The following is a 21,252-nucleotide window of genomic DNA, read 5'->3' as shown; positions in this document are numbered from 1 at the left end:
CTACCAGGAAAAGTGTGTAACGGTTTTCCGTCGTTCAACGTTTCCATGAAACATTGAATGCTCAGCTAACTGGCGGTCCGAGCGTCTGCACAGGGAAATGCAGACACGCTCTTGCCGTAAACCGGGCCGCAGTCCGGTGGAGCATCAACCGCGCCGCGCCGCCTCGATTGCAGCGACGTCTATTTTTTTCATGTCCATCATCGCCTCGAACGCTCGGTTCGCTTCGTCGCCGCCGGCCGCCATCGCGTCGGTCAGTACGCGCGGAGTGATCTGCCAGGAAATCCCCCATTTGTCCTTGCACCAGCCGCAGGCGCTTTCCTTGCCGCCATTGCCGACGATGGCATTCCAGTAGCGATCGGTCTCTTCCTGATCGTCGGTGGCGATCTGGAAGGAGAAAGCCTCGTTGTGCTTGAATGCGGGACCCCCGTTGAGGCCGATACAGGGAATGCCCGCAACGGTGAAGTCCACCGTCAGCACGTCGCCCTTTTTGCCCGCGGGGTAGTCACCGGGTGCGCGGTGCACGGCATGCACCGCGCTGTCAGGAAAGATCTCACAGTAGAAACGAGCGGCAGCCTCGGCGTCCTTATCGTACCATAGGCAAATCGTATTCTTCGCCATTGCGTGGTCCTTTCGCTCGGAAACATTCGGATTTGGGCCGCAAGCGGCCGACATTGGGAAATCACCTGCCCGGCCGCCAGTGAACGTAGAGCTACCTCACGGAAGAAGCTCCCATTATGCGCTTCGAAATTCGCACGGGATCACCAAGTATTCAATGCGCCCGCAAGAAAAGCCAGGCACATCGGCCTCGCAACGCTGCAGCGCCTTCACACAGCGAGGATGGCGTGGCTGTTGCGAGTGGCCGGTCGGTGGGTTTGGCCCTTCCCATGCATGTCTTGCACCGCACGACGCTGCTTAGCTCTTCGTCTTGCAAATCGCTCGCGCGTTCAACAGGCCCCAGCCAAAGACAGGATCCTTTCCCGGTTCTCCGAGATCTTCGGCGTGCCCGGTCAGCCTGTCGCGGAGCAATTCCGGAGCGAGGTCCGCTTCAGATGCTTTCATCATCGCCACCGCCGCGGTCACGAAAGGGGCGGCGAAAGAGGTTCCCGTCTTCGGACGCGCGCCGCTGACCGAAGCTGCTGTCCAGACCGCCACGCCAGGGGCGGCGAAGTCGATATGCTCCCCGCGTCCGGCGCGCCGGTAGGGCCGTTTGCGCCTGTCGGTCGCGGTGACGGCAATGACCTCTTCATAGGCAGCCGGATAGACGGGCTCGGCTCTCGGACCGTCATTGCCCGCGGCGGCGACCATGATGATGCCGCGCTCCCCCGCCTTTTTGACCGCCTGTTCGAGCAGGAGATTGGGCGGGCCGGCAAGGCTGAGATTGATCACCTGAACCTGACGCCCAGCGAGGAGGTCGAGTGCGCGCGCCAGATCGAAGGCGGCGGAGCGGTCGTCTTGCCGCCCCGCCCGGTGAAACGCGTCCACGGCGATGAGCTTGCCACCCGGTATCAGGCCCGGCGTGCGGCTCGTGGCTGAGCCCACGAGCAAGGCCGCGACAGCGGTGCCGTGCTGCCTGCCGGGCTCCGGCAGGTCTTCGTCGACGAGGCGGACGATCTCTACGTTGCGAGCCTCGAATGCGATGTGATCGGGGTTGATCGCCGTATCGACAAGGCCGATACGCACGCCTGCCGCGCAAGTGCCAGGCCAGGTTTGAGCCGAGGGCCAGCCGATCACGTCGCGTGCCAGGCAGTCGCTTGCGGCGCACGGGGCATCGGGATGCTGTTCCGGCCGGAAATAATGGTTGAAGTCGATCACCGCTTGAGGCGCCAGGGCGCGGGCCTGCTGCCGAGCGGCTTCCAGTGTCAGGCCTTGGGGAATGCGAAGCTTGATCACCTCGGCGTTGAAGGAAGCCATCGTGTTCCGTTCGAGGAGCTCGAAGCCTGCGGCCGCCAACCCGCCGAGTTCCGTCGAACTGAAACCCAGCCCGACGATCTCATCGGGCGCTCGTATCGGTGCGGCGGGCGCGGCTGCGCGCGAGCGCCGCGGGGCTGTCCAACGTGGCAGGAACTCTCGGAATGGAAACAGGCTCTTGCCGCCACTCCATCCGGCGCCGGCGCCGTAGGAGCCGGAGCGGCCGGAACCGCGCGAGCCGCGGTTGCCGTCATTCCCACCGTCATCGTCGTCGTCATCGTCGGCCAGGGCAAGCCCCGTTCCGAGCACGTCACGCACGATCATGCTCCCGGGAGCCAGGATGTCGCCGGATAAGAGTGCGATTGCAGCAATGGGCGCGAGCAGGGCCAGTTTCGACGTGGTCAGCATCTGAAAACCTCAATCGGCTAGGTCAGGCTAATAGGAAGATAGCGCATTCCTTTGGACAGTGAGACCGCTACCTGTAGACGGTGAGACCGCTACCTGTAGATTGTGTCAGAACGGCTGAGTCGTCGGTCTATTCCCTCTTCTAGCCAATTACGGAGTTTCGGGACATGAGCAGTGCGGTGAAGGATGTCGGCGAACGCCTCATGGCGTTCCTGCCCAATCTGCGCCGCTTCGCCATCTCGCTTTGCGGCTCGCGTGATGTCGCCGATGATCTTGTGCAGGCGGCCTGCGAGCGGGCACTGGCCAGTGCCGAGCGCTTCGAGCCGGGCACGCGGTTCGACGCTTGGATATTCCGCATCCTGCGCAATCTCTGGATCGACCAGGTACGCCGGCAGAAGACCGCAGGCGTGCAGGACGATATCACCGAGCGTCATGACATCGCCGGTTCATCCGGCGAGCGGGAAGCCGAAGCGCGGCTGACCCTCAAAACCGTCGCGGAGGCGATCGCCGAATTGCCGGACGAGCAGCGGGAGGTGGTTCTTCTTGTCTGCGTTGAGGAGCTATCCTATCGCGAAGCGGCCGATGTGATGGGCATTCCCATAGGCACGGTTATGAGCCGACTGGCGAGGGCACGCAAGAGTTTGGCCGAGGCTGCCGGAATAACACAGACGACCGGACGTTCTCAGTCAATAAAGGGCACAAACGAATGACAGGAACGGACTTCTCCGACGAGACACTGATGCGGTTCGCCGACGGCGAGCTCGACGCCGGGACGATCGCCGAAGTAGAACGAGCGATGGAATCGGATGACGAGCTGGTCGCGCGGGTGGCGCTCTTCATCGAAACGCGCCACGCTGCCAAGACCGCTATGGAGCCGCTGCTCGATGAGCCGGTACCTTCCGGACTCAAGCGTGCGGTCGAAAGAATGGTGACGGAGAAGACGTCGCCACCTCCTGTATCGGGCGCGGGCATCCTGCCTTTCCCACGCCGCGTTGCGAAAGGATCTAACAGAAGTCGATGGCTCGCTCCCGTCGCTGCCTCGCTGGCGGCTGTCGTTGCGGGATTCGGCGGGTATTGGCTGCGGGGAAGTGTCGAGGCACCGATCGAAGGTGGCTTGCGCGTTGCCGCCATAAGCAGTCCTGCGCTTGATGAGGCGCTCGCCACGGTCGCCGCAGGCGAGGAACGGCGGCTGCCGGGTTCCACGCAACGCTTCCGGGCGATTGCGACATTTCGTGACAAGGCGCAGGCGCTGTGCCGCGAGTTCGAGCTGGACTCGGCCGATGGCTCAACAGTGGTTTCGGTTGCCTGCCGCACCGGGGCCGAGTGGCGTGTGACCTTCGCCGTCATCGCACCCGTGGCGAGCGGCGGCTATGCTCCTGCATCTTCCACGGAAACGCTCGACGCCTATCTGACAGCGATCGATGCAGGGGCGCCGCTCGAGGCGGCGGAAGAGGCTAGAGCTCTCGGCGAACTCCGAGGTGCGCAACGGTGAGTGCATCAAAAATCGCGGTCATGGAATAGAGGCGCGCACCGCCCGTTACTCCTGCGGACCGAAGAAGCGGTCCGGTTTTCATAAGGAGTAGATGAGATGACAAAGAACTGGACGAACAAGGCAATCGCCGCCGGCTTGGCGGCACTCGTGGGCTCTGCCGCCGAAGCAAGGGAATATACCTCCTCATTTCCCGGCGTGGATCGCGCTTCGACGCAAACCGCCCAGACGACCGGCCGGACCGACGGCGAGATCATAGTCGCCGGCAACAGCTCATCCAATTCGAGTTCCAACTCCTCGAGCAATTCGAGTTCCAACTCGTCGTCCAACAGTTCCTCGAATTCGAGCTCCAATTCATCCTCGAACAGCTCGTCGAACTCATCCTCCAACCGTTCGTCCAATTCGAGCTCGAACCGGTCCGACCGGGAGTACCGTCCGGGCAAGCTCTGGCACACAGGGCGCTGAGGTTGCGGGAAAGCTGACGGTGCGACAAGAGCGGGGGCCGGATATTCCGGCCCCCGCCTTTTTTACCGGACCTTTCAAAGCGTTTTAGGATCTCGTTGAAAACGGTGAAACGCTCTAACCTTTAAAGCTGCGCACTTCCGGACGGCAAACCGTTACACACGTGTTCTGGAAGTGCCCTAGCGAGCGGCGCGCGCGGACTTGCGATACCAGCCTTCTGCGGCGATGGTGTTTCGGTGGACCGTCTCGCGCTCAACAGCTTCCGCGCGGGTTTCGGCGCGGATTTCCGCTGTGACTGCCGCATCGGCACGGCGGAAGGGTATCACCTGCACAAGCGGCGTTCCCTTTTCGACGACGTGAAGGCCATCCGGTGCCGTCGCGAAGAACGGAAAATGGATGTGAGCGCTATAGCTGTCCGTATCGACAATCCCGGCCACGCATTCAAAAGGCTGTCCCGGGCGGTTTAGCGGCGGCAGAAACAGGCAACTCCATCCGGGCGGTGTGCGGATCGACCAGTAATTGTGAAACTTGCAGGGCGGGGAGGGCTCTTTCGGATTTCCCGCCACCTGATGGGCGCCGTGGTTGCTGACCATTACCCGGTCGAACTCCCAGCCGGCCTCGACGCTGCGGCCGTCATCCTTGATGTCAAGGCGCACCGTCGCGGCGATCGGCAGGATCCAGCCGGTGGTCATGGCATCGAGAAAGGGCATGCAGCGTTTGACGGTCAGACCGTTGTTGATTGCCGACTGGTGCCCTTTGTCGACCGCCGGCAGCCGGCGGAACCAATCAGGCAGAACCGATTTGGCCGGTACCGGCCGCGCGATGACGCCGTCGTCTTCCGGATGGCAGACAAACTGAATGACCAGCGGATCTTTCTTTAGGAAACTTAACATCCCGCTTCTCCCGTTGAATGGCCCGGGAGTAACGGAACGGCGAGGCTTCTATTCCGTCGGCGAGAGAATGAGCAGAAACTCGATGTGTCGATACTGTCGGTTCCTGTCATCGCCCTATATAGTTCCGAGGAAAACAGAGTGCGATCGCTCCTAAGGAGAGAGCGCCACGTCCAAGCGGAGTCCACCGGTGAGCGTAGCCTTCATCAAGGAAGAAAGTGCCGAAACGGCCTCGGAAACACTGCTGCCTGACCGGCCTGTCTCACCCCATCCGAACCTTGTCACGGCAAAGGGATTGAAGGCTCTGGAATTGCACCTCCAACAGGCTCGCGAAGCCTCCGAGGCCGCAAGCACGATCGAGGACGTGAATGAACGGCGGCGGCAGGCGGCGGGCCCCTTGCGTGACCTGCGCTATTTCGCGGAAAGAGTTCGGACGGCTCAACTCGTCTCCGATCCGGCTTCATTCGATGTGGTCGCATTCGGAAGCACGGTCACCTTCAGCCGTGATGACGGGCGGGTACAGAAATATCGGATCGTCGGAGAGGATGAAGCCGATCCCAAGGCCGGTTCGATCTCCTACGTGTCCCCCGTGGCAAGGGTTCTTATGGGCAAATCTGTCGGGGACATCGCGAGTGTCGGCGATCAGGAGCTCGAAGTGCTCGCCATCTCGTAGAGCGGATGAGGAAAGTGTGTAACGGTTTTCCGTCCGGAAGTGCGTTGGATCAAATGGTTAGAGCATTTCAGTGTTTCTATGAAACGTTGAATGCTCTAACCGATTGGAAGCAATCTCTGGGCGTGCGCGCGATGCCTACGCGCGCGCCTCGGCTCCTGCATAAAGACGCGCATATGTTTCGCGAAGGACGTTCTTCTGAACCTTGCCCATCGTATTGCGCGGCAGGTCGTCCACGAAGATCACCCGTTTCGGTTGCTTGTAGCGCGCCAGCCGGCCTTCCAGACCATCGAGAATGGCGCGCTCGTCGATCGTCGCACCCGGCTTCCGGACGACCACGGCCGTGACGCCTTCGCCGAAGTCCGGATGCGGCACGCCGATGACTGCCGCTTCCACGACCCCCGGCATTTGGTCGATCTCGGTTTCGACTTCCTTGGGATAGATGTTGTATCCGCCGGAAATCACGAGATCCTTGCCTCGCCCGACGATATGGACATAGCCCCGCTCGTCGATCTTGCCGAGGTCACCGGTGATGAAGAAGCCGTCGGCGCGGAACTCCGCCTGCGTCTTTTCGGGCATGCGCCAATAGCCCTTGAACACGTTCGGGCCCTTCACCTCGATCATTCCCGTCTCGCCTTTCGGGAGTGGCCTGCCGCTCTCCGGATCGGCGACGCGAAGCGAAACACCCGGCAATGGGAAGCCGACGGTTCCGGCGATGCGCTCGCCGTCATAGGGGTTGGAGGTGTTCATATTGGTTTCGGTCATGCCGTAGCGCTCTAGAATGGCATGTCCGGTCATCTGGGCGAAAATCCTGTGGGTCTCGGCAAGCAGCGGAGCCGAGCCAGACACGAAAAGCCGGATCCCGGCGGTTGCCTCGGGCGTCAGCCCCGGATTCTGAACGAGACGCACATAGAAGGTCGGAACGCCCATCATTGCGGTTGCTTGCGGCATCAGACGCAGGACTTCGTTGGCGTCGAATTTCGGCAGGAAAAACATCGAGGCGCCGGCCAGAAGAACGACGTTCGATGCTACGAAGAGGCCATGCGTGTGGAAGATCGGCAGCGCGTGGATCAGCCTGTCGTCGGCCGTGAAGCGCCAATGGTCGCGAAGCGTGGCGGCGTTCGAGAGGAGGTTGTCATGCGTCAGCATCGCGCCCTTGGACCGCCCGGTCGTGCCCGACGTGTAGAGGATGGCGGCGAGGTCATCCGGACCGCGGTCAGCGTCGCGGAAATCCGGCGCATTGCCCCGGGCAAGGTCGATCAGCGAGCCGCCACCTTTCTCGTCGAGCGTCTCGACCTTGGCGCCGTGATCGGCGGCAAGCTTCGAGATCCCCTCCTTTGCAGCCGGCGCGCAGACGATGAGCCGAGGCTCGGCATCTGCGAAGAAATAGTCGAGTTCGGCAAGCGTATAGGCCGTGTTGAGGGGAAGATAGACCGCGCCCGCGCGCAGGCAGGCGAGATAAAGCATCAGCGCCTCGGGGCTCTTCTCCACCTGCACCGCCACCCGATCGCCCGGCCGCACACCGAGGCTGTCGAGCGCGGAAGCGATGCGGCCCGAATGCTCCAGCATGTCGCCATAGGTCCAGCGGCCGCCGTCGGCCGTCAGGATGAAGGCGGAATCGGGGCGCGCTGCCCGGCGTATGGCGTCGAACAGATGGTTGCTCATGAAGTGAACTCCTTGTTGCCTTTCCTTCCTGGTGCGTCGGCTGATCGGACTTCCGGGGCAAAGGCGTCCGGACCTGGAACGAGGCTGCGTGAACTCCTGTCGGCCGGCACCAGCCGGCGGATGGCGGGTGCGGCGACGACCTCGCCGCGGGTCGCAAAGACCTCGTGGTTGGTCTCGATGTCGTCGAGCTTGTAGAGATAGTTGACCATCAGCCCGTGGGCCTGGCGCATCGCCCGTTCGGACCGGTCGCCCAGGAAATTGATGCGTTCGAGCCGTGCGCCATTGCCGAGATGGAACCGGGCGACGGGATCGACGGTCTTGCCGTTGCGATTGCGAGCCCTGAGGAAATACCAGGCGGCCGCAGCCGTCAGGCTTGGCTGGATGGCCGCCGCGGTCTCCGGCTGATCGGCCCAATCAGGCTCGTCGAGCACCGCGAGCCTGCTGCGGTCGGCAGCGGAGAGGGCGTTGGACGTTTCGGCCCGGCGTTCGCGCGACAACCAATCGGCAAAGCCCGGCACCGGCGACAGCGTCACGAAGGTGTCGAGGCGAGGGAGGTCGCGCCGCAGATCCTCCACCACCTGTTTGATCAGGAAGTTGCCGAAAGAAATGCCCCTAAGACCTTCCTGGCAGTTCGAAATGGAATAGAAGACGGCTGTCGTCGCGTCGGTAGCGCGGATCGGCGCACGGTCCTCCTTCAGCAGCTCCGCGATGTTGGAAGGCATTTCGCGTGTCAGCGCCACTTCGACGAAGATCAGCGGATCGTCGACCAGCTGCGGATGGAAGAAGGCGAAGCAGCGCCGGTCCTCCGGCGCAAGCCGCCGGCGCAACTCGTCCCAGCCGCCGATATGATGGACGGCCTCGTATCGAATGATCTTCTCCAGAATGTCGGCCGGCGTCGACCAGCTGATCGGCCGCAACACGAGGAAGCCCCGATTGAACCAGGATCCGAAGAGATGCGCGAAGTCCGTATCGACCGCCTCCAGATCGGGGTTCTGGGCTTTGAGTTCGAGCAGGTCCGCCCGCATGCGGACGAGGGTCGCGATGCCGTTCGGCGCAAGATTGAGCCTGCGGATCAATTCCTGGCGGCGCGGTTCTGCCGCCATGCTCATCTCGAGCAGCGCCTTCGGCGTCGGATCGGCGCGATAGGCGTCGATCGCCAGCTCCAGCCGCTCGATATCAGGGCCGAAACGAGAGAGCAGCGCCAACATGAAATCGCGCCGTTTGTCCTGATCGAAGCCTTGCCAGCGATCCAGAATGTTCTTGGCCAGCGCCATGCCCGACGCCTCGCCTCGGCTCGACAGCAGCGTGTCGCAGAGCGCTTCCATGGTGCCGACCGGATTGACATCGCCGTTCCGGGCCGGGCCGAGGGACAAGAATCGCCGGCCGCGCTCGGCAATGCTCTGCAGCATGTCGCTGAAAAAGGACGTCGTGCTCATTGGACGGTTCCCAGCATCTGGTTCGGCAGCCACGTCGCGATGCCCGGAAAGACGCAGAGGAGAATGATCGCCAAAAACATGACGAACACGTAAGGCAGGGACCCCCAGAGAATGTCCTTCGTCGGAATCTGCGGCGCAATGGCATTGATAACGAAAAGGTTGAGCCCGATCGGAGGCGTGATCAGGCCGACCTCCATGTTGATCGTCAGCACGATCGCGAACCAGTAGGGGTCGAAACCCGCCTGGGTGACGATCGGGAAGAGCATCGGCGAGGTCATCACGATGACGGCGACGGGGGGCAGGAACATGCCGCAAATCAACAGAAAGACGTTGATGATCAGCATCAGCACCCAGCGGTTGACCTCCACGTCCGCAATCGCAGCCGCGACGGTCTGCGTGATGAACAGCGACGACAGCGCGAAGGCGAAGAGCTCGGCAGCCGCCATGATCATCATGATCATGACGCTTTCCTTCATCGCCGACCCGAAGATGCCGGCGACCGGCCGAAAGCGGAACAGGCGATAGGCGACGATCACGACGGCCAATGTCAGGAAGGCGCCCGCACCGGCTGCTTCGGAAGGCGTGGCGATACCGCCATAGAGTACGTAGAGCGTGCCGGCGATGATCAGCAGGAACGGCAGGATGCGCGGAAGGCCGGCCAGACGTTCCTTAATCGAGTAGCGAACCAGGCGTGCATCGAATTCGTAGCCCTTGCGTTTGCAATCGATGATCGCCCAGATCATGAACATGATCGTCAGCAGAATGCCGGGGACGATGCCCGCCATGAACAGCCGCCCGATGGAGGTCTCGGTCGCTATTCCGTAGACGATCAGCGTAACCGAAGGGGGAATGAGAATACCCAGCGTGCCGCCGGCAGCGATGGAGCCGCTCGCGACCGAAGTGGGATAGCCGCGCCGTATCATCTCCGGAATGCCCATCTTGCCGATCGCGGCGCAGGTCGCCGGCGACGAGCCCGTCATGCCGGAAAAGATGGCGCAAGCTCCGATATTGGACAGAATGAGGCCGCCCGGGATGCGGTTCAGCCACCGGTCGAGCGAGGTGTAGAGATCAGATCCCGCCGGCGAGGAGGCGACCGCCGCGCCCATAAGGACGAACATCGGGATCGACACATAGGCCAGATTGGCGATGCCTGAAAACATCGTATCGCCGAGCACGTAGAAAATGCCGGCGCCGCTTTGCATGTAGAGCGCTGCGAAGGCGGCAAGACCCAGGGCGAAGGCGATGGGCATTCCCGTTGCCAGCAGCACGAAAAGGCACGCAACGATCATCAGTCCAGAGACAGTCGGGCTCACTGAATGATCTCCTGTGAATGGCGGTCGGCGCCGGGGGCCGAACCCGGTTCGGCCGCGCCGTGGCCTATGGCTGCCGGGACTGCCGGGGCGGTGAGGAGCGTCAGAATCTGCGCGACATATTGGAGGCACAGCATGGCGAAGCTGACGGGCAGGGCGGCGAGCGGTACCCAAAGCGGCGGCGCCCAGACGCTGGAGTGTTTCCAGTTCCCCTCCCACGCGTCGTGGAACTGAATCCATGTCGCAATCAGCATGACGACGCAGAACAACAGTCCGAGCAGGCCCGCAAGGATTCGCAGGACGTAGCGCGTGCGGTCGCCGACCACCATTTCGACGACGTCGATGCCCACATGGCCGCCCTTGAGCAGGACGTATGGCGCGCCGAGAAACATGGCTGCGGTGGCGGAAAACACGACGAAGTCCGTCTGCCAGATCGTCGCCTGGCGAAAGACATAGCGCTGCATGATCATCTGGCAGACGACGAGCATCGCTGCAATGAGCAGGGCCGTCGCAATGGCCGCAAGGCCACGCGAAGCATTGCCGACAGCCTGTGAATAGGCCTTGAGCATCAGATCATCCCCGAGTTGCGCTGGAAGGGAACGGCGCGCCGGAGCACGCCGTTCTTCCGGTCCGCCTTATTTCACGGCGAGCGCCTTTTCGATCAGCTTGTCGCCGCCGGGAACGTTGGCGGCGAAGTTCTTGTAGGACGATGCCTTGGCGAGTTCGAGCCAGGCATCGTAATCCTCCTTCGACATCTCGACGACTTCGACGCCTGCCTTCTTGTAGGTGTCGATCATGACCTGATCGCCCTTGCGGACCTCTTCGTTGAAATAGGCTTCCGCTTTTTCCCCGGCAGCAAGGATCGCCTTCTGCTGCTCTTCCGTCAGGCCATCGAAGACGCGCTTCGACACCAGCACCGGTTCGTACATGAACCAGAGGGCGTTTTCTCCCGGCGCCGTGAGGCACTTGGCCTGTTCGAACAGACGATAGGACACGAAACTCGCCGACGAGGTGTTAGCCGCATCCAGGACGCCGGTCTGCATGCCGGTGTAGATTTCCGAAGAAGGCATGGATGAGATCGAAGCACCGGCTTCCACGAGCATCTCCTCAAAGGCCGGCCCGGCGGCGCGGATCACCTGTCCCTTGATCGTGTCGGGGGAGGTGATGCAATTCTTCTTGGAGGCGAAGGCGCCGGAGAGCCACGCATCGGCGATCACCAAGGCGCCGGCATCCTCGATGACCTTCTTGATGTCCCCCATGAACTCGGAATCGTTAAGCCGCATGGCACGATCGAAATTTCCCACGAGGCCGGGCATCAGCGTAGCGGAGAACTCCGGGTGGCGGCCCGAAGCATAGTCCAAGGGGAACGAGGTCATATCGAGCAGGCCCCGTGTGACCGCATTCCACTGATCGTTCGGCTTGTAGAGCGACGACCCCGGGAACACCTGGATTTCGAGGCCGACATTGGCGGCGGCGACCTCGCGGGCTATCAGTTGCACCATCTCGTCGCGAATGTCGCCCTTTCCCCCCGGGAACTGGTGTGACGCCTTCAACACGGTCTGGGCACCCGCTGTGGAAGCGATCAAGCTGCAGATGGCCGCGACAGCGGAAGTCGTCAACTTCCGTCGAAAACTGCTCATTTTTTCCTCCCTGACATGCCGGCCTCCCGCCGGCTTGGTAGTTAAGAGTGGATCCATCTTGCGTACCCTGTCAAGATTTTTGTATACAAGGGAAATGGTTGTTGCATACGGACCGGTCGGATAAGGAATGAGCGAGAACATTTTCTACAAGCTGCGCGACGATATCGAGAACGGCATCGTAACGGGCGAGTTCGAGCCGGGTGAACGCCTGGACGAGACGCAACTCGCCATGCGTTTCGGCGTATCCCGCACCCCGATCCGCGAAGCCTTGATGCAGCTGAGCGCGATCGGGCTCGTCGAGATCAGACCGCGGCGCGGCGCCGTCGTCGTGGATCCGGCACCGCAGCGCGTCTACGAAATGTTCGAGGTGATGGCTGAACTGGAAGGCATGGCCGGCGCTCTTGCCGCGCGACGGCATACCGAGGAAGACAGCGCGGCTCTGTTGGCCGCCCACGAGAAATGCCGGGAAGCGGTCCTCGGCGAGGAGACAGATCGCTACTATTACGAGAACGAGATTTTCCATCGCGCGATATACACGGCGAGCCATAGCGGCTTCCTGGAAGAGCAATGCACGACCCTGCATCGCCGCCTTCGCCCCTATCGCCGCCTGCAGCTCAGAGTTCGCAACCGCATGAAGGTCTCGTTCAGGGAACATGGAGAGATCGTCGAGGCCATTCTTTCCGGCAATGCGGATGGCGCGCGGGAGGGTTTGCGCAGCCATGTGGCTGTCCAAGGCGACCGCTTCGGCGACCTTGTCGCAAACCTCTCGAACCGTGACCGGCGGAGCGGCCGGCTCGGATAGGAACCGACGATGAGGGATTCCGATCCCAATACAGTACTTGAGAATACAGGCTGTGGGGGCCACTAAAAATTGCCGGTTTTATTTAAAATTCCTGGGTGTTTATTGTGGCTTGGGGGGATTCTTGGTTGACCTTGGGGCAGGTTCTCGAAACACTCCCGGCGGTTACGGCCAACACGTAGCGTCACGAAAGTGCGACATTGTGCCGAGTGTCGTGGAGGAACACAGGAACCATGACAAGGTCAAGAGGCTCCCTTTTTACGTTCTTCTGCTTCGTTGTGGCTCTGTGTACGGGCATTGGCGCCAGTCCCCCGGCCTCGGCCAACGGCGATTCCGTCGAAATCTCGTCGAATTTTTCGCGGTCGATCAAGGTTGCGAAGGGCAAGACGGTCACGATCAGGGCCGTGCAGCGATTCGATGAGATCGTCATCGGGGATCCGGAGATTGCGACCGTAACCCCTCTGACCGATCGTTCCTTCTATATTCTCGGCAATGAACTGGGGTCGACGAGCCTCACCATTTTCGACGCGGAAAAGAATCCGGTCGGCATTATCGACATAGAGGTGACGCTCGATACGAAATTGCTGTCCTCGACGATCCGGCAGTCGGTGCCGGGCTCGAGCGTAAAGGTAACCTCGGCGAACGGAAGGATCGTTCTTTCCGGCTCTGCCACGGACGCGGTCGCAGCTTCCCAGGCGGAGCAGATCGCATCGCGCTTTGCCGGCGACGAGGAGGTCATCAATTCCATTAAGATCACGTCGTCCCAACAGGTACAGCTGAATGTCAGATTCGTGGAGATCAACCGCGACGTCGGCAAGGAGCTTGGAACCCAGATCAGTGCCGCCTATGCCTGGTCGAACGGGAGTGTCGAGTTCAACTCCTCCCCGCGCGCGACATCCAATACGCCGGCCGGCTCGCTTATCGGCAGCCTCATCGGGGAGGGCTACTCGGTCGATGTGGCGATCGATGCGCTCGAAGACAGGGGTATGGCCCGGCGCCTCGCCGAGCCGAACCTGATAGCGCGTTCCGGTGAGACTTCGAGCTTTCTGGCCGGCGGCGAATTCCCCATCCCCATCTCGGAGCAGGACGGAACCATCACCGTCAGCTATAAGAAGTTCGGCGTCGGTCTGGATTTCACGCCGACCGTGCTCAGCGATGGCCTTATTTCCCTCGACATCGAGCCGGAGGTATCGGCGATCGACAACACCGCCTCCTATCGGGTGGGAAATATCGCGATCCCGGGTTTCTCCGTCCGCCGTGCCCGGACGTCCGTCGACCTCAAGAGCGGCCAGAGCTTCATGATCGCCGGCCTCCTGCAGAGCGAGAACAATCTCATCACCCAGCGCGTGCCGGGCCTTGGGCAACTTCCCATTCTCGGGGCGTTGTTTTCGTCCAAGGCTTACCAGCGCCGCGAGACCGATCTCGTGATCATCGTCACGCCTCATCTCGTCAAACCGATCGATCCCCTCAAAAAGGTCGCCAGCCCGTCGGATCGAACGAAACGACCAACTGAAGCTGAATTCTTTCTCGGCAATATCGATGAAGTGGAGGTCAACGGCAGGGGCCGGTCTGCGTCGAGGCAGGCGCATGTCGTCCGCGCACCGAGTTCCGGCCATTTTCTGGAGCTCCAATGATCCGCAGAAGCAGCAGGCCCAAAGGCTTTCACGGCTTTCTTTTTCTTGCGTCGATCCTGCTTTCCGGGTGCCAGAGCTACGAATTCGTCCGCAGCGAAACGATAGCGCTGTCCGCAGGCGATGCAATCGCGGCCAATAGCGCGATGCAGATGGTCGATCCGTGGCCGCCAAGGGTCAAGCAGACCAGCTTGGCCACGCCGGCCGACCTGGAACAATATAAGCCGCAGGACGCGGAGCAAAACGGGACGAACGGGGGAAATGGTGAGCCTTATCCGAACGACACCACGACGCAGTAGCAAGAGGGCGGCGATCAGCGAATGGAGATGACAATCGACGAGTCCGGCCGCAGTGTGCTGGGCCGTCCGGGAGGAGAACGCCGGACCACGGAACTGGCCATGGCGATCGTCGCCGCTGTGCTTCTTTCGAGCTGTCAGACGTCGGAGGTGTTGTCGGGTGCCGAATTCGACCCGACATCCGCTCTCATGTCATCCGGAGACGTGAGCAAGTCAGATCTCGATCAGGGCAAGCTTCAATTCATGAACGGCAATTATGGGCTCGCCGAGAAGCACTTTCGAAAGGCGGTAGAGCTGCGGCAGGACAACGCCGAGGCGCTGATGGGATTGGCGGCCTGCTATGACCGCCTCGGCCGGTTCGATCTGGCGGACCGCGCCTATAGTCAATTGCTCAAGGTGGCCGGGCGCCAGCCACGCATCGTGAACAACATGGGCTACTCGCACTATCTCCGAGGCGAGAAGGCAAAAGCCCGCAAATTGCTGCTCGAAGCTCGTGCGGCATTACCGGGGGACGAGACGATCGAGGCCAATCTTGCCTTGTTGGACCGCAGTTGAGGGGATAGCTTCAGGCTCCCGCCGTCGGGCGATGGTGATCGGCTTAACCTTCGCAGCTAGTTTCGACGGTCCGCAACTTGGTGACCGCCATGGCCAGTGACGTCCTTGCCCGTTCCTTCGGCAAAGAGGCATTCGGGCTCGACCCGCAGAATTACCACACGGCCCGGCCGCCCTATCCGGAGCTCGTCTGGGATACGCTACGAAAGCGCGCGGGACTCCGAAGCGGTATTTCCATCCTCGAGATTGGAGCCGGAACCGGGCTGGCCACCGAACGCCTTCTTGACGATCGGCCCCAACGGCTTCTGGCTGTAGAGCCAGACAGGCGGCTAGCAAATTTTCTTCGCGATCGATTGGACGAGGAAGAGCTCGAAGTGGTGGAAACTCCCTTCGAAAAATTGAAAGTTCCGGAAAAGAGTTTCGATCTCGTCGTCAGTGCGACGGCGTTTCACTGGATTGATGCCGTTCCTGCCCTGCGGCGCATACAGCGACTGCTGCGAGACGGCGGTACCGTCGCTCTCATTTGGAACGTGTTCGGGGACGGGGTCAGGCCCGACCCATTTCATCGAGCAACGGCACACCTGTTCTCGGGCCATCGTACGAGCCCGTCCGGTGGCGGAACGACCCAGACGCCATACGGCCTCGATGTCGGCGCGCGACTGGGCGACTTGGCGGAGGCTGGATTCACGACCGACGAGCCAGAGCTCATAGATTGGACCCTGTCGCTGGACCCGTCCGCTGTTCGACGCCTCTACGCGACCTACTCGAATGTCACGGCACTGCCGGAGGACGAGCGGGAAAGATTGCTCGGCGGACTGGAGAAAGTGGCCGAAACCGAGTTCGCAGGCGTTGTCACCAGAAACATGACCACGTCGGTTTACACGGGAAGACGACAGTAACGGGGTGCAGGGGAATCAAACTCCCGTACCAGCCCGAACAAAGAGAGTGAGTGTTATGGCGTTGGATCGTGCCGACTTTTACGACGCAGAATTGGCGCGACACAATCGCCACCTACGGGTTGCTGCCGACTTTGGCGCACATGATCGTGTGCTCGATATCGGCTGCGGTGCAGGACAGACGACGCGCGAGGCCGCCCGCGCCGCGTCGCAAGGGGAAGCGATCGGTGTGGATATTTCCGCGGAGATGCTTGAGGAGGCAAGGCGACGGAGTGCCGCCGAGGGTCTGCGTAATGTGATGTTCGAGCAGGGCGACGCGCAATTCCACGGATTCCCGACCGGCAGTTTCGACCTTTGCATCAGCCGGTTTGGCGTGATGTTCTTTGCCGATCCGGCGGCGGCATTTGCCAATATCGGCCGGGCCATGCGCCCCGGCGCACGCCTTGTGTGGATGGTATGGCAGAGCCGGGAGCGTAACGAGTGGTCACGCGCCATCCGGCAAGCCCTGGCGCCGGCAATTGCGGTTTCCGCAGGTGCTGCCAACCCGTTTTCACTTGGCGATCCTCCGGTTGCCGCGGACCTTCTGAGATCGGCAGGCTTTACTTCGATCGACTTTGCGGACGTGCGAGAGCCGGTCTTCTATGGATCGGATGTTGATGCCGCATTCGATGCACTCACCAGCCTCTATCTTGTGCAGGACGCTCTCGCGGGCGCAAATAAACCGCCGGACAAACCACTGCAGCGGCTGCGCAGCTTGCTTGAGGCGCATATGACCCCGAAGGGCGCATTTTTCGACTCTCGCGCGTGGATCATGACTGCCCGCCGGCCAGGCGGAGGCTGATTACGCCGCGAAAGTCGGCGATCAGCAAGTGGTCCGCCATCTGGCGTGCCAAGATCTCGTCCCCTGCACTACGAAAGGCCAGTGCGGAACGCTTCTTGACCTCTGCACTGTATAAGCTACAACTTGTCCTTGCGGCGTGACCACCTCTCCTCCTGAAGCGGGATGATCGTCATGTGTCAAAAATCCTCTGGATCGCAGCAGTCGACGCAATGTAAGGCTGCCGGGCATGCGGTGTCCTGTCCTGCAGCGTTGTTCCTTCTTGCGCATCCCGTTTTCACCTTGCTGCGCTCTGGCAGAGAAATGCTCGCAGCGGCTCTCGTGCTCGGGCTTTGCGCGACCGCCAGCGCCGATGACGTGCTTTTCGAAAACGTCCACATCTTCGACGGAAAAAGTGCTGCTCTTTCGGCGCCGTCGAATGTTCTGGTCGCGGGCAATGTAATCGCCAAGATTTCGATAAGCCCGATCGAAGCCGAAGGCGCTGAGCGCATTGCCGGCAACGGGCGAACGCTGATGCCGGGCCTGATCGACGCGCACTGGCATGCGATGCTGGCTGCTTCCACCCCGGCAGAGGCAATGGGCGACGTCAGCTTCGCCAGTATCCTGGCCGGCGATGAGGCGACGGATACGCTGATGCGCGGCTTCACCACCGTTCGCGACGTAGGCGGGCCGGCGTTCGGCCTCAAGCGGGCCATAGACCGGGGCATCATCCCCGGACCGCGCATCTATCCGTCCGGTGCCATGATCACGGTGACCAGCGGGCATGGCGATTTCCGCCAGCTCACCGACCTGCCAAGGAGGACGGGCGGCCTGCTCACCCCGATGGAGACGAGCGGGGGTGCTATGGTCGTGGACAGCCCCGACGAGGTGCGTCTGCGCGTCCGCGAGCAGTTTATGCAAGGTGCCGTTCTGATCAAGCTGACGGCGGGCGGCGGGGTGTCTTCACCCTTCAGCCCGCTCGACGTCACCACCTTTACCGAGCCGGAATTGCGGGCCGCCGTGGAAATCGCCGAGAATTGGGGCACCTACGTCGCCGCGCACGCCTTCACCCCTGATGCGATCCGGAAGGCTATCGCTGCTGGTGTGAAGTGCATCGAACACGGCTTCCTCATGGATGAGGCCACCGCCAAGCTGATCGCCGAAAAGGACATTTGGCTGAGCTTGCAGCCACTTCCGGAATTTATGAGGACAGGCCTTCGCGAGGGTTCGGTCGAGCGCGCCAAGGCAGATGAGGTGTGGCCGGGCATCGGCAGAACGTACGAACTGGCAAAGAAATACAAGATCAAGACCGCGTGGGGCACGGATGTTCTGTTCTCCCGTGCACTGGCGAGGCAACAAGGAGCAATTCTTGCCTCACTCGTGCGTTGGTACACGCCTTCCGAAGCGCTCGTCATGGCAACGGGGACCAATGCCGAACTGCTGGCGCTGTCGGGCCAGCGCAACCCTTATCCGGGAAAGCTCGGCGTGATCGAAGAAGGCGCGCTCGCGGACCTCCTGCTCGTCGAAGGCAATCCGCTGGAGAATATCGACCTGGTGGCCGATCCCACCAACAGCTTCAAGATCATCATGAAGGACGGCATGATCTACAAAAACACACTCGCCCAGTGAGCAACGACGGCCTGATGGCCCCACCGAAGATTGCTGTCGTCGCATGCTACTGATGGACTGAGGAGATCGTCTGAGAGGTAGGTGCATGCCCGCCGCAAGAATGAAGATAATTTACATTACCCAAATTCTGATAGCGACTCTGCTCCTCCTCGCAATGCTCTCGATGGCAAGTTCGATATTTGCCCCAGCGGCTTTTGCGCTATTTATCATCGCGCTTGTGTGGCCGACGCAGTGCCGCTTGCAGGCTATGCTCCCTCGCCACTTGGCGCTCATCATCAGCTTCCTCTTGGTCGTGCTCGCCATCGTCGCTTTAGGCTGGCTCATAGCCTGGGCATTCGGGCATGTCGGCCGGTGGTTCATCGCAGATGCAGCGCGTTTTCAGCAGCTCTACGATCAGGTTCGCCTGTGGCTCGAGGAACACGGCGTAGCGGTTGGCATGCTCTGGTCAGAAAACGTCAGCGTTGGCTGGGTCGTGCGTACTGTACAGGCCGTAAGCGGCCGGCTTAACAGCACCTTGAGTTTCTGGCTCATCGCGCTCGTCTATGTCCTGCTCGGGCTGATGGAGGTGGAGGCCTTCGGGCGCAGGCTCGAGGCCATGCGAAACCGGACGGGCAGTACATGGTTTCTTCGTGGCAGCCAACAAACCGCTATGAAAATTCGGCGTTACATGATGATCAGGACCGTGATGAGTGTCGTCACCGGGCTTCTGGTTTGGATTTTCACCCGCGCTGTCGGGCTGTCTCTCGCCGAGGAATGGGGCTTTATCGCGTTCGCTCTCAACTACATCCCCTTTCTTGGGCCGCTTGTGTCCACCCTGTTCCCGACGCTCTTTGCTCTTATCCAGTTCGGGACTGTGGAGACCGTCTTGATTGTCTTTACGGGCTTGAACCTCATTCAGTTCGTTGTGGGCAGTTATATCGAGCCACGAGCTTCAGGCAGCGCGCTGTCAATGTCCCCTGTCATGGTCCTGTTTTCCGTTTTCCTATGGGGTTACCTATGGGGGATCTTCGGCGCCTTCATCGGCGTGCCGATAACGATCGCGTTGCTGACCTTCTGCAACCAGCATCCGTCCAGCAAGTGGCTTTCGGAATTGTTCGGTCTGGAGATCGCAACCGACGCTTCGACGCCCAGCGGATAATTCGGTCGTCATCGTCGGCCATGCTATGTGGGTCAAGCGATTACGATCACGCCGTTGCGGTCCCGGCAGTCAGGTGGTCGGCGATGCCTGATTGTTTCCAGTTTTGTCCGGCCGGGGGAAAAATGCAAATCTCAGCCAAGCCACGCCATGCGCCAGAAAATCGATCCCCAGCAAGAGTGCAAGGAGCCAAAGGCCCGTCTTCGGGAACTCGGCCAGGACGACAAGTCCCGCGCCGGCCCCGAACGCTCCCGACAGCATCATAGGCCATCCTGCCTCACGCCAGTGGCTAATGCTGAGCAAGATCCTGACGGCGCCCGAGAGGATGAACAGCAGGCCGACCGTGTAGGTTTGCAGCAGGTCTTGTGTGCGCCCTGAGCGGGCCACCATGTTCGTGAGGATTTCCATCACCCCCGAGCCGGCGACGTCGGTGAGCATCAAGCCCAGGGCGATATATAAAAATCCGAGCAGCGTTTGCCATGACAGGCCACCCCATCGTTTCGCCCAGAAGGCATATACGATTTCGAACACGCCAACCAAGATGGCGGCGGTTCCGACGAAGGCCGGAGTGACGACTGGTGCAAACGCCACATCCCCCAGGACGACCAGTCCCGCCAGAAGCATTACGCCGCCAAGGACCACCCGAACCGAAGGCGGGGGGCCGCTCGGGTCGCCACCTGCATTGACCGGCATGGTGTCGTAAGATGCCATGGCTTCCTCGTGACTCCGGCTGCTCGTTGCAAACACTATGCTCCGAGAAGCGGTGCGATCGTCGGCAAACCCTCAAACGCGTCGGCGCATCGATCCGCGGGCGGACTGACCGTCTGTACGGACCTTGCGCCTGCAGGCAGTGCCGGGCGGCAGATCGCACTATCGCCGGTCATTTCGGCGAGGGACGTGGCCCGCGATGAAAGCTATTCCGATGAGTAGAAGGACTACTCCTGCAAATCCGATTCCGAACGAGCCGTATCGGTAGCCGGACGCCGCGAGGAGGAAACCAATAATGATACTCGCGAAGCCGATTAGCTTCATTTTCATCAGGCTGAAGTTTTCGCCGTATCCTGCCATGTGAGTATCCAATTTCTGCGCGTCCGGTTCAGTCGTCACCAGCGCGAACGGCGTCTAAGCGGCGCTCGCTTTCTGCAAGGCGTCCCGCAGCAGTTGCTCCTTGCTTTCATCCAGTGAGGTTTTCAGGATGGTGCCGCCAAACGGCGATATATCCTTCAGAACCTTGTCCTCAGTCATCTCCTTCACCAGCACGAACAGCGCCGCATTGCCGGGCTGAAGGCCTCTGGCAAGTTCCTTCATGAAGTCGTCGTTGATGCCCACATCGCTCAGCGCGCCCCCGATTGCTCCGGAGGCCGCACCTACGGCCACCCCGATCAGCGGGTTGAGGAACAGCACACCGACGAGCAGTCCCCAGAAGCTTCCTGAAGCGGCACCAGCCGCAGTGAGGTTCATCAGTTGATTCAACTTGACCTTGCCCGCGTCAGTCTTTGTCGCGATCACGGCGTCGCCCAATGTGAGCAAGTATTCTTTCTGCAGTCCAATCAGGCGCTGTCGGACTTCTTCGGCTTTGTCTTCACTGGGATAAATAATGGCAATCAGGCTGGACATGACTA

The 21,252-nt window shown here is 61.2% G+C and carries 22 protein-coding genes; 11 read left to right on the top strand and 11 right to left on the bottom strand.

Annotated features, from left to right (window positions below; all coding sequences use genetic code 11):
• Window positions 1-144: 144 nt before the first annotated feature.
• Both AC6CIG_RS19125 and AC6CIG_RS19120 read right to left on the bottom strand, forming a co-directional pair.
• Entirely contained in the window at window positions 145-618 is a 474-nt protein-coding gene (locus tag AC6CIG_RS19125) for a VOC family protein (protein ID WP_498323469.1), read from the bottom strand.
• Between the two features lie 294 nt (window positions 619-912).
• Window positions 913-2,316 (bottom strand): S8 family serine peptidase, encoded by a 1,404-nt coding sequence (locus tag AC6CIG_RS19120; protein WP_498323467.1) that lies wholly within the window; start codon window positions 2,314-2,316, stop codon window positions 913-915.
• A gap of 164 nt (window positions 2,317-2,480) precedes the next feature.
• Here AC6CIG_RS19120 and AC6CIG_RS19115 point away from each other — a divergent pair, with 164 nt between their 5' ends.
• Both AC6CIG_RS19115 and AC6CIG_RS19110 read left to right on the top strand, forming a co-directional pair.
• Window positions 2,481-3,023, top strand: coding sequence for an RNA polymerase sigma factor (locus AC6CIG_RS19115; protein WP_498323466.1), 543 nt, complete (start codon window positions 2,481-2,483; stop codon window positions 3,021-3,023).
• A complete protein-coding gene (locus AC6CIG_RS19110) occupies window positions 3,020-3,805 on the top strand; it encodes an anti-sigma factor family protein (RefSeq protein WP_498323464.1) in 786 nt (261 codons plus the stop codon). Before AC6CIG_RS19115 ends, AC6CIG_RS19110 begins: the two co-directional genes overlap by 4 nt.
• A gap of 5 nt (window positions 3,806-3,810) precedes the next feature.
• On the opposite strand, the gene AC6CIG_RS19105 is transcribed toward AC6CIG_RS19110, so the two are convergent.
• Window positions 3,811-4,203: a hypothetical protein gene (locus AC6CIG_RS19105; protein ID WP_164866950.1), complete on the bottom strand. Its 393-nt coding sequence runs from the start codon at window positions 4,201-4,203 to the stop codon at window positions 3,811-3,813.
• Between the two features lie 240 nt (window positions 4,204-4,443).
• Window positions 4,444-5,157: a DUF6065 family protein gene (locus tag AC6CIG_RS19100; RefSeq protein WP_498323462.1), complete on the bottom strand. Its 714-nt coding sequence runs from the start codon at window positions 5,155-5,157 to the stop codon at window positions 4,444-4,446.
• A gap of 187 nt (window positions 5,158-5,344) precedes the next feature.
• Here AC6CIG_RS19100 and greA point away from each other — a divergent pair, with 187 nt between their 5' ends.
• Complete coding sequence (gene greA / locus AC6CIG_RS19095; RefSeq protein WP_498323460.1) at window positions 5,345-5,827, top strand: transcription elongation factor GreA; 483 nt, start codon at window positions 5,345-5,347, stop codon at window positions 5,825-5,827.
• Between the two features lie 135 nt (window positions 5,828-5,962).
• On the opposite strand, the gene AC6CIG_RS19090 is transcribed toward greA, so the two are convergent.
• The 5 genes from AC6CIG_RS19090 to AC6CIG_RS19070 all read right to left on the bottom strand — a co-directional run bounded on the left by AC6CIG_RS19090 (window position 5,963) and on the right by AC6CIG_RS19070 (window position 11,875).
• Window positions 5,963-7,489: a malonate--CoA ligase gene (locus AC6CIG_RS19090; protein ID WP_498323458.1), complete on the bottom strand. Its 1,527-nt coding sequence runs from the start codon at window positions 7,487-7,489 to the stop codon at window positions 5,963-5,965.
• Window positions 7,486-8,925 carry a malonyl-CoA decarboxylase gene (locus AC6CIG_RS19085; RefSeq protein WP_498323456.1) on the bottom strand — a complete coding sequence of 480 codons (1,440 nt, stop codon included), beginning with the start codon at window positions 8,923-8,925 and terminating at the stop codon, window positions 7,486-7,488. Before AC6CIG_RS19085 ends, AC6CIG_RS19090 begins: the two co-directional genes overlap by 4 nt.
• Window positions 8,922-10,238, bottom strand: coding sequence for a TRAP transporter large permease (locus tag AC6CIG_RS19080; RefSeq protein WP_498323454.1), 1,317 nt, complete (start codon window positions 10,236-10,238; stop codon window positions 8,922-8,924). The genes AC6CIG_RS19085 and AC6CIG_RS19080 overlap by 4 nt, the downstream gene beginning before the upstream one ends.
• Entirely contained in the window at window positions 10,235-10,804 is a 570-nt protein-coding gene (locus AC6CIG_RS19075) for a TRAP transporter small permease subunit (RefSeq protein ID WP_498323453.1), read from the bottom strand. Before AC6CIG_RS19075 ends, AC6CIG_RS19080 begins: the two co-directional genes overlap by 4 nt.
• A 66-nt stretch (window positions 10,805-10,870) precedes the next feature.
• Window positions 10,871-11,875 carry a TRAP transporter substrate-binding protein gene (locus AC6CIG_RS19070; RefSeq protein ID WP_018096467.1) on the bottom strand — a complete coding sequence of 335 codons (1,005 nt, stop codon included), beginning with the start codon at window positions 11,873-11,875 and terminating at the stop codon, window positions 10,871-10,873.
• Window positions 11,876-12,002: 127 nt separating this feature from the next.
• Between AC6CIG_RS19070 and AC6CIG_RS19065 the strand changes: the two genes are divergently transcribed.
• From AC6CIG_RS19065 to AC6CIG_RS19030, 8 genes are all read left to right on the top strand, one after another.
• Window positions 12,003-12,677 carry a GntR family transcriptional regulator gene (locus AC6CIG_RS19065; RefSeq protein ID WP_018096466.1) on the top strand — a complete coding sequence of 225 codons (675 nt, stop codon included), beginning with the start codon at window positions 12,003-12,005 and terminating at the stop codon, window positions 12,675-12,677.
• A gap of 230 nt (window positions 12,678-12,907) precedes the next feature.
• A complete protein-coding gene (locus AC6CIG_RS19060; protein WP_498323451.1) occupies window positions 12,908-14,308 on the top strand; it encodes a type II and III secretion system protein family protein in 1,401 nt (466 codons plus the stop codon).
• Window positions 14,305-14,604 carry a hypothetical protein gene (locus AC6CIG_RS19055; protein ID WP_018096464.1) on the top strand — a complete coding sequence of 100 codons (300 nt, stop codon included), beginning with the start codon at window positions 14,305-14,307 and terminating at the stop codon, window positions 14,602-14,604. The genes AC6CIG_RS19060 and AC6CIG_RS19055 overlap by 4 nt, the downstream gene beginning before the upstream one ends.
• A gap of 21 nt (window positions 14,605-14,625) precedes the next feature.
• Window positions 14,626-15,156, top strand: a complete 531-nt coding sequence (locus AC6CIG_RS19050) for a tetratricopeptide repeat protein (protein WP_437405351.1) — start codon at window positions 14,626-14,628, stop codon at window positions 15,154-15,156.
• Window positions 15,157-15,245: 89 nt separating this feature from the next.
• Entirely contained in the window at window positions 15,246-16,052 is an 807-nt protein-coding gene (locus AC6CIG_RS19045; RefSeq protein ID WP_498323449.1) for a class I SAM-dependent methyltransferase, read from the top strand.
• A gap of 55 nt (window positions 16,053-16,107) precedes the next feature.
• The gene (locus tag AC6CIG_RS19040) at window positions 16,108-16,890 is read left to right on the top strand and encodes a class I SAM-dependent methyltransferase (RefSeq protein ID WP_498323644.1); all 783 of its coding nucleotides are present in this window, start codon (window positions 16,108-16,110) and stop codon (window positions 16,888-16,890) included.
• Between the two features lie 300 nt (window positions 16,891-17,190).
• A complete protein-coding gene (locus AC6CIG_RS19035; RefSeq protein ID WP_498323447.1) occupies window positions 17,191-18,495 on the top strand; it encodes a metal-dependent hydrolase family protein in 1,305 nt (434 codons plus the stop codon).
• Between the two features lie 85 nt (window positions 18,496-18,580).
• Complete coding sequence (locus tag AC6CIG_RS19030) at window positions 18,581-19,633, top strand: AI-2E family transporter (protein WP_498323446.1); 1,053 nt, start codon at window positions 18,581-18,583, stop codon at window positions 19,631-19,633.
• Between the two features lie 69 nt (window positions 19,634-19,702).
• Here AC6CIG_RS19030 and AC6CIG_RS19025 read toward each other — a convergent pair whose 3' ends face one another.
• Together AC6CIG_RS19025 and AC6CIG_RS19020 are read right to left on the bottom strand one after the other, a co-directional pair.
• A complete protein-coding gene (locus tag AC6CIG_RS19025) occupies window positions 19,703-20,341 on the bottom strand; it encodes an HdeD family acid-resistance protein (RefSeq protein ID WP_498323444.1) in 639 nt (212 codons plus the stop codon).
• Window positions 20,342-20,752: 411 nt separating this feature from the next.
• Window positions 20,753-21,247: a DUF1269 domain-containing protein gene (locus tag AC6CIG_RS19020; RefSeq protein ID WP_275598172.1), complete on the bottom strand. Its 495-nt coding sequence runs from the start codon at window positions 21,245-21,247 to the stop codon at window positions 20,753-20,755.
• Between the last annotated feature and the right edge of the window lie 5 nt (window positions 21,248-21,252).

Source organism: Sinorhizobium sp. GQ132, from assembly GCF_059758575.1.
Note: the sequence above shows the minus strand (reverse complement) of the source record. Positions and strands in the feature narration are given on the sequence as shown.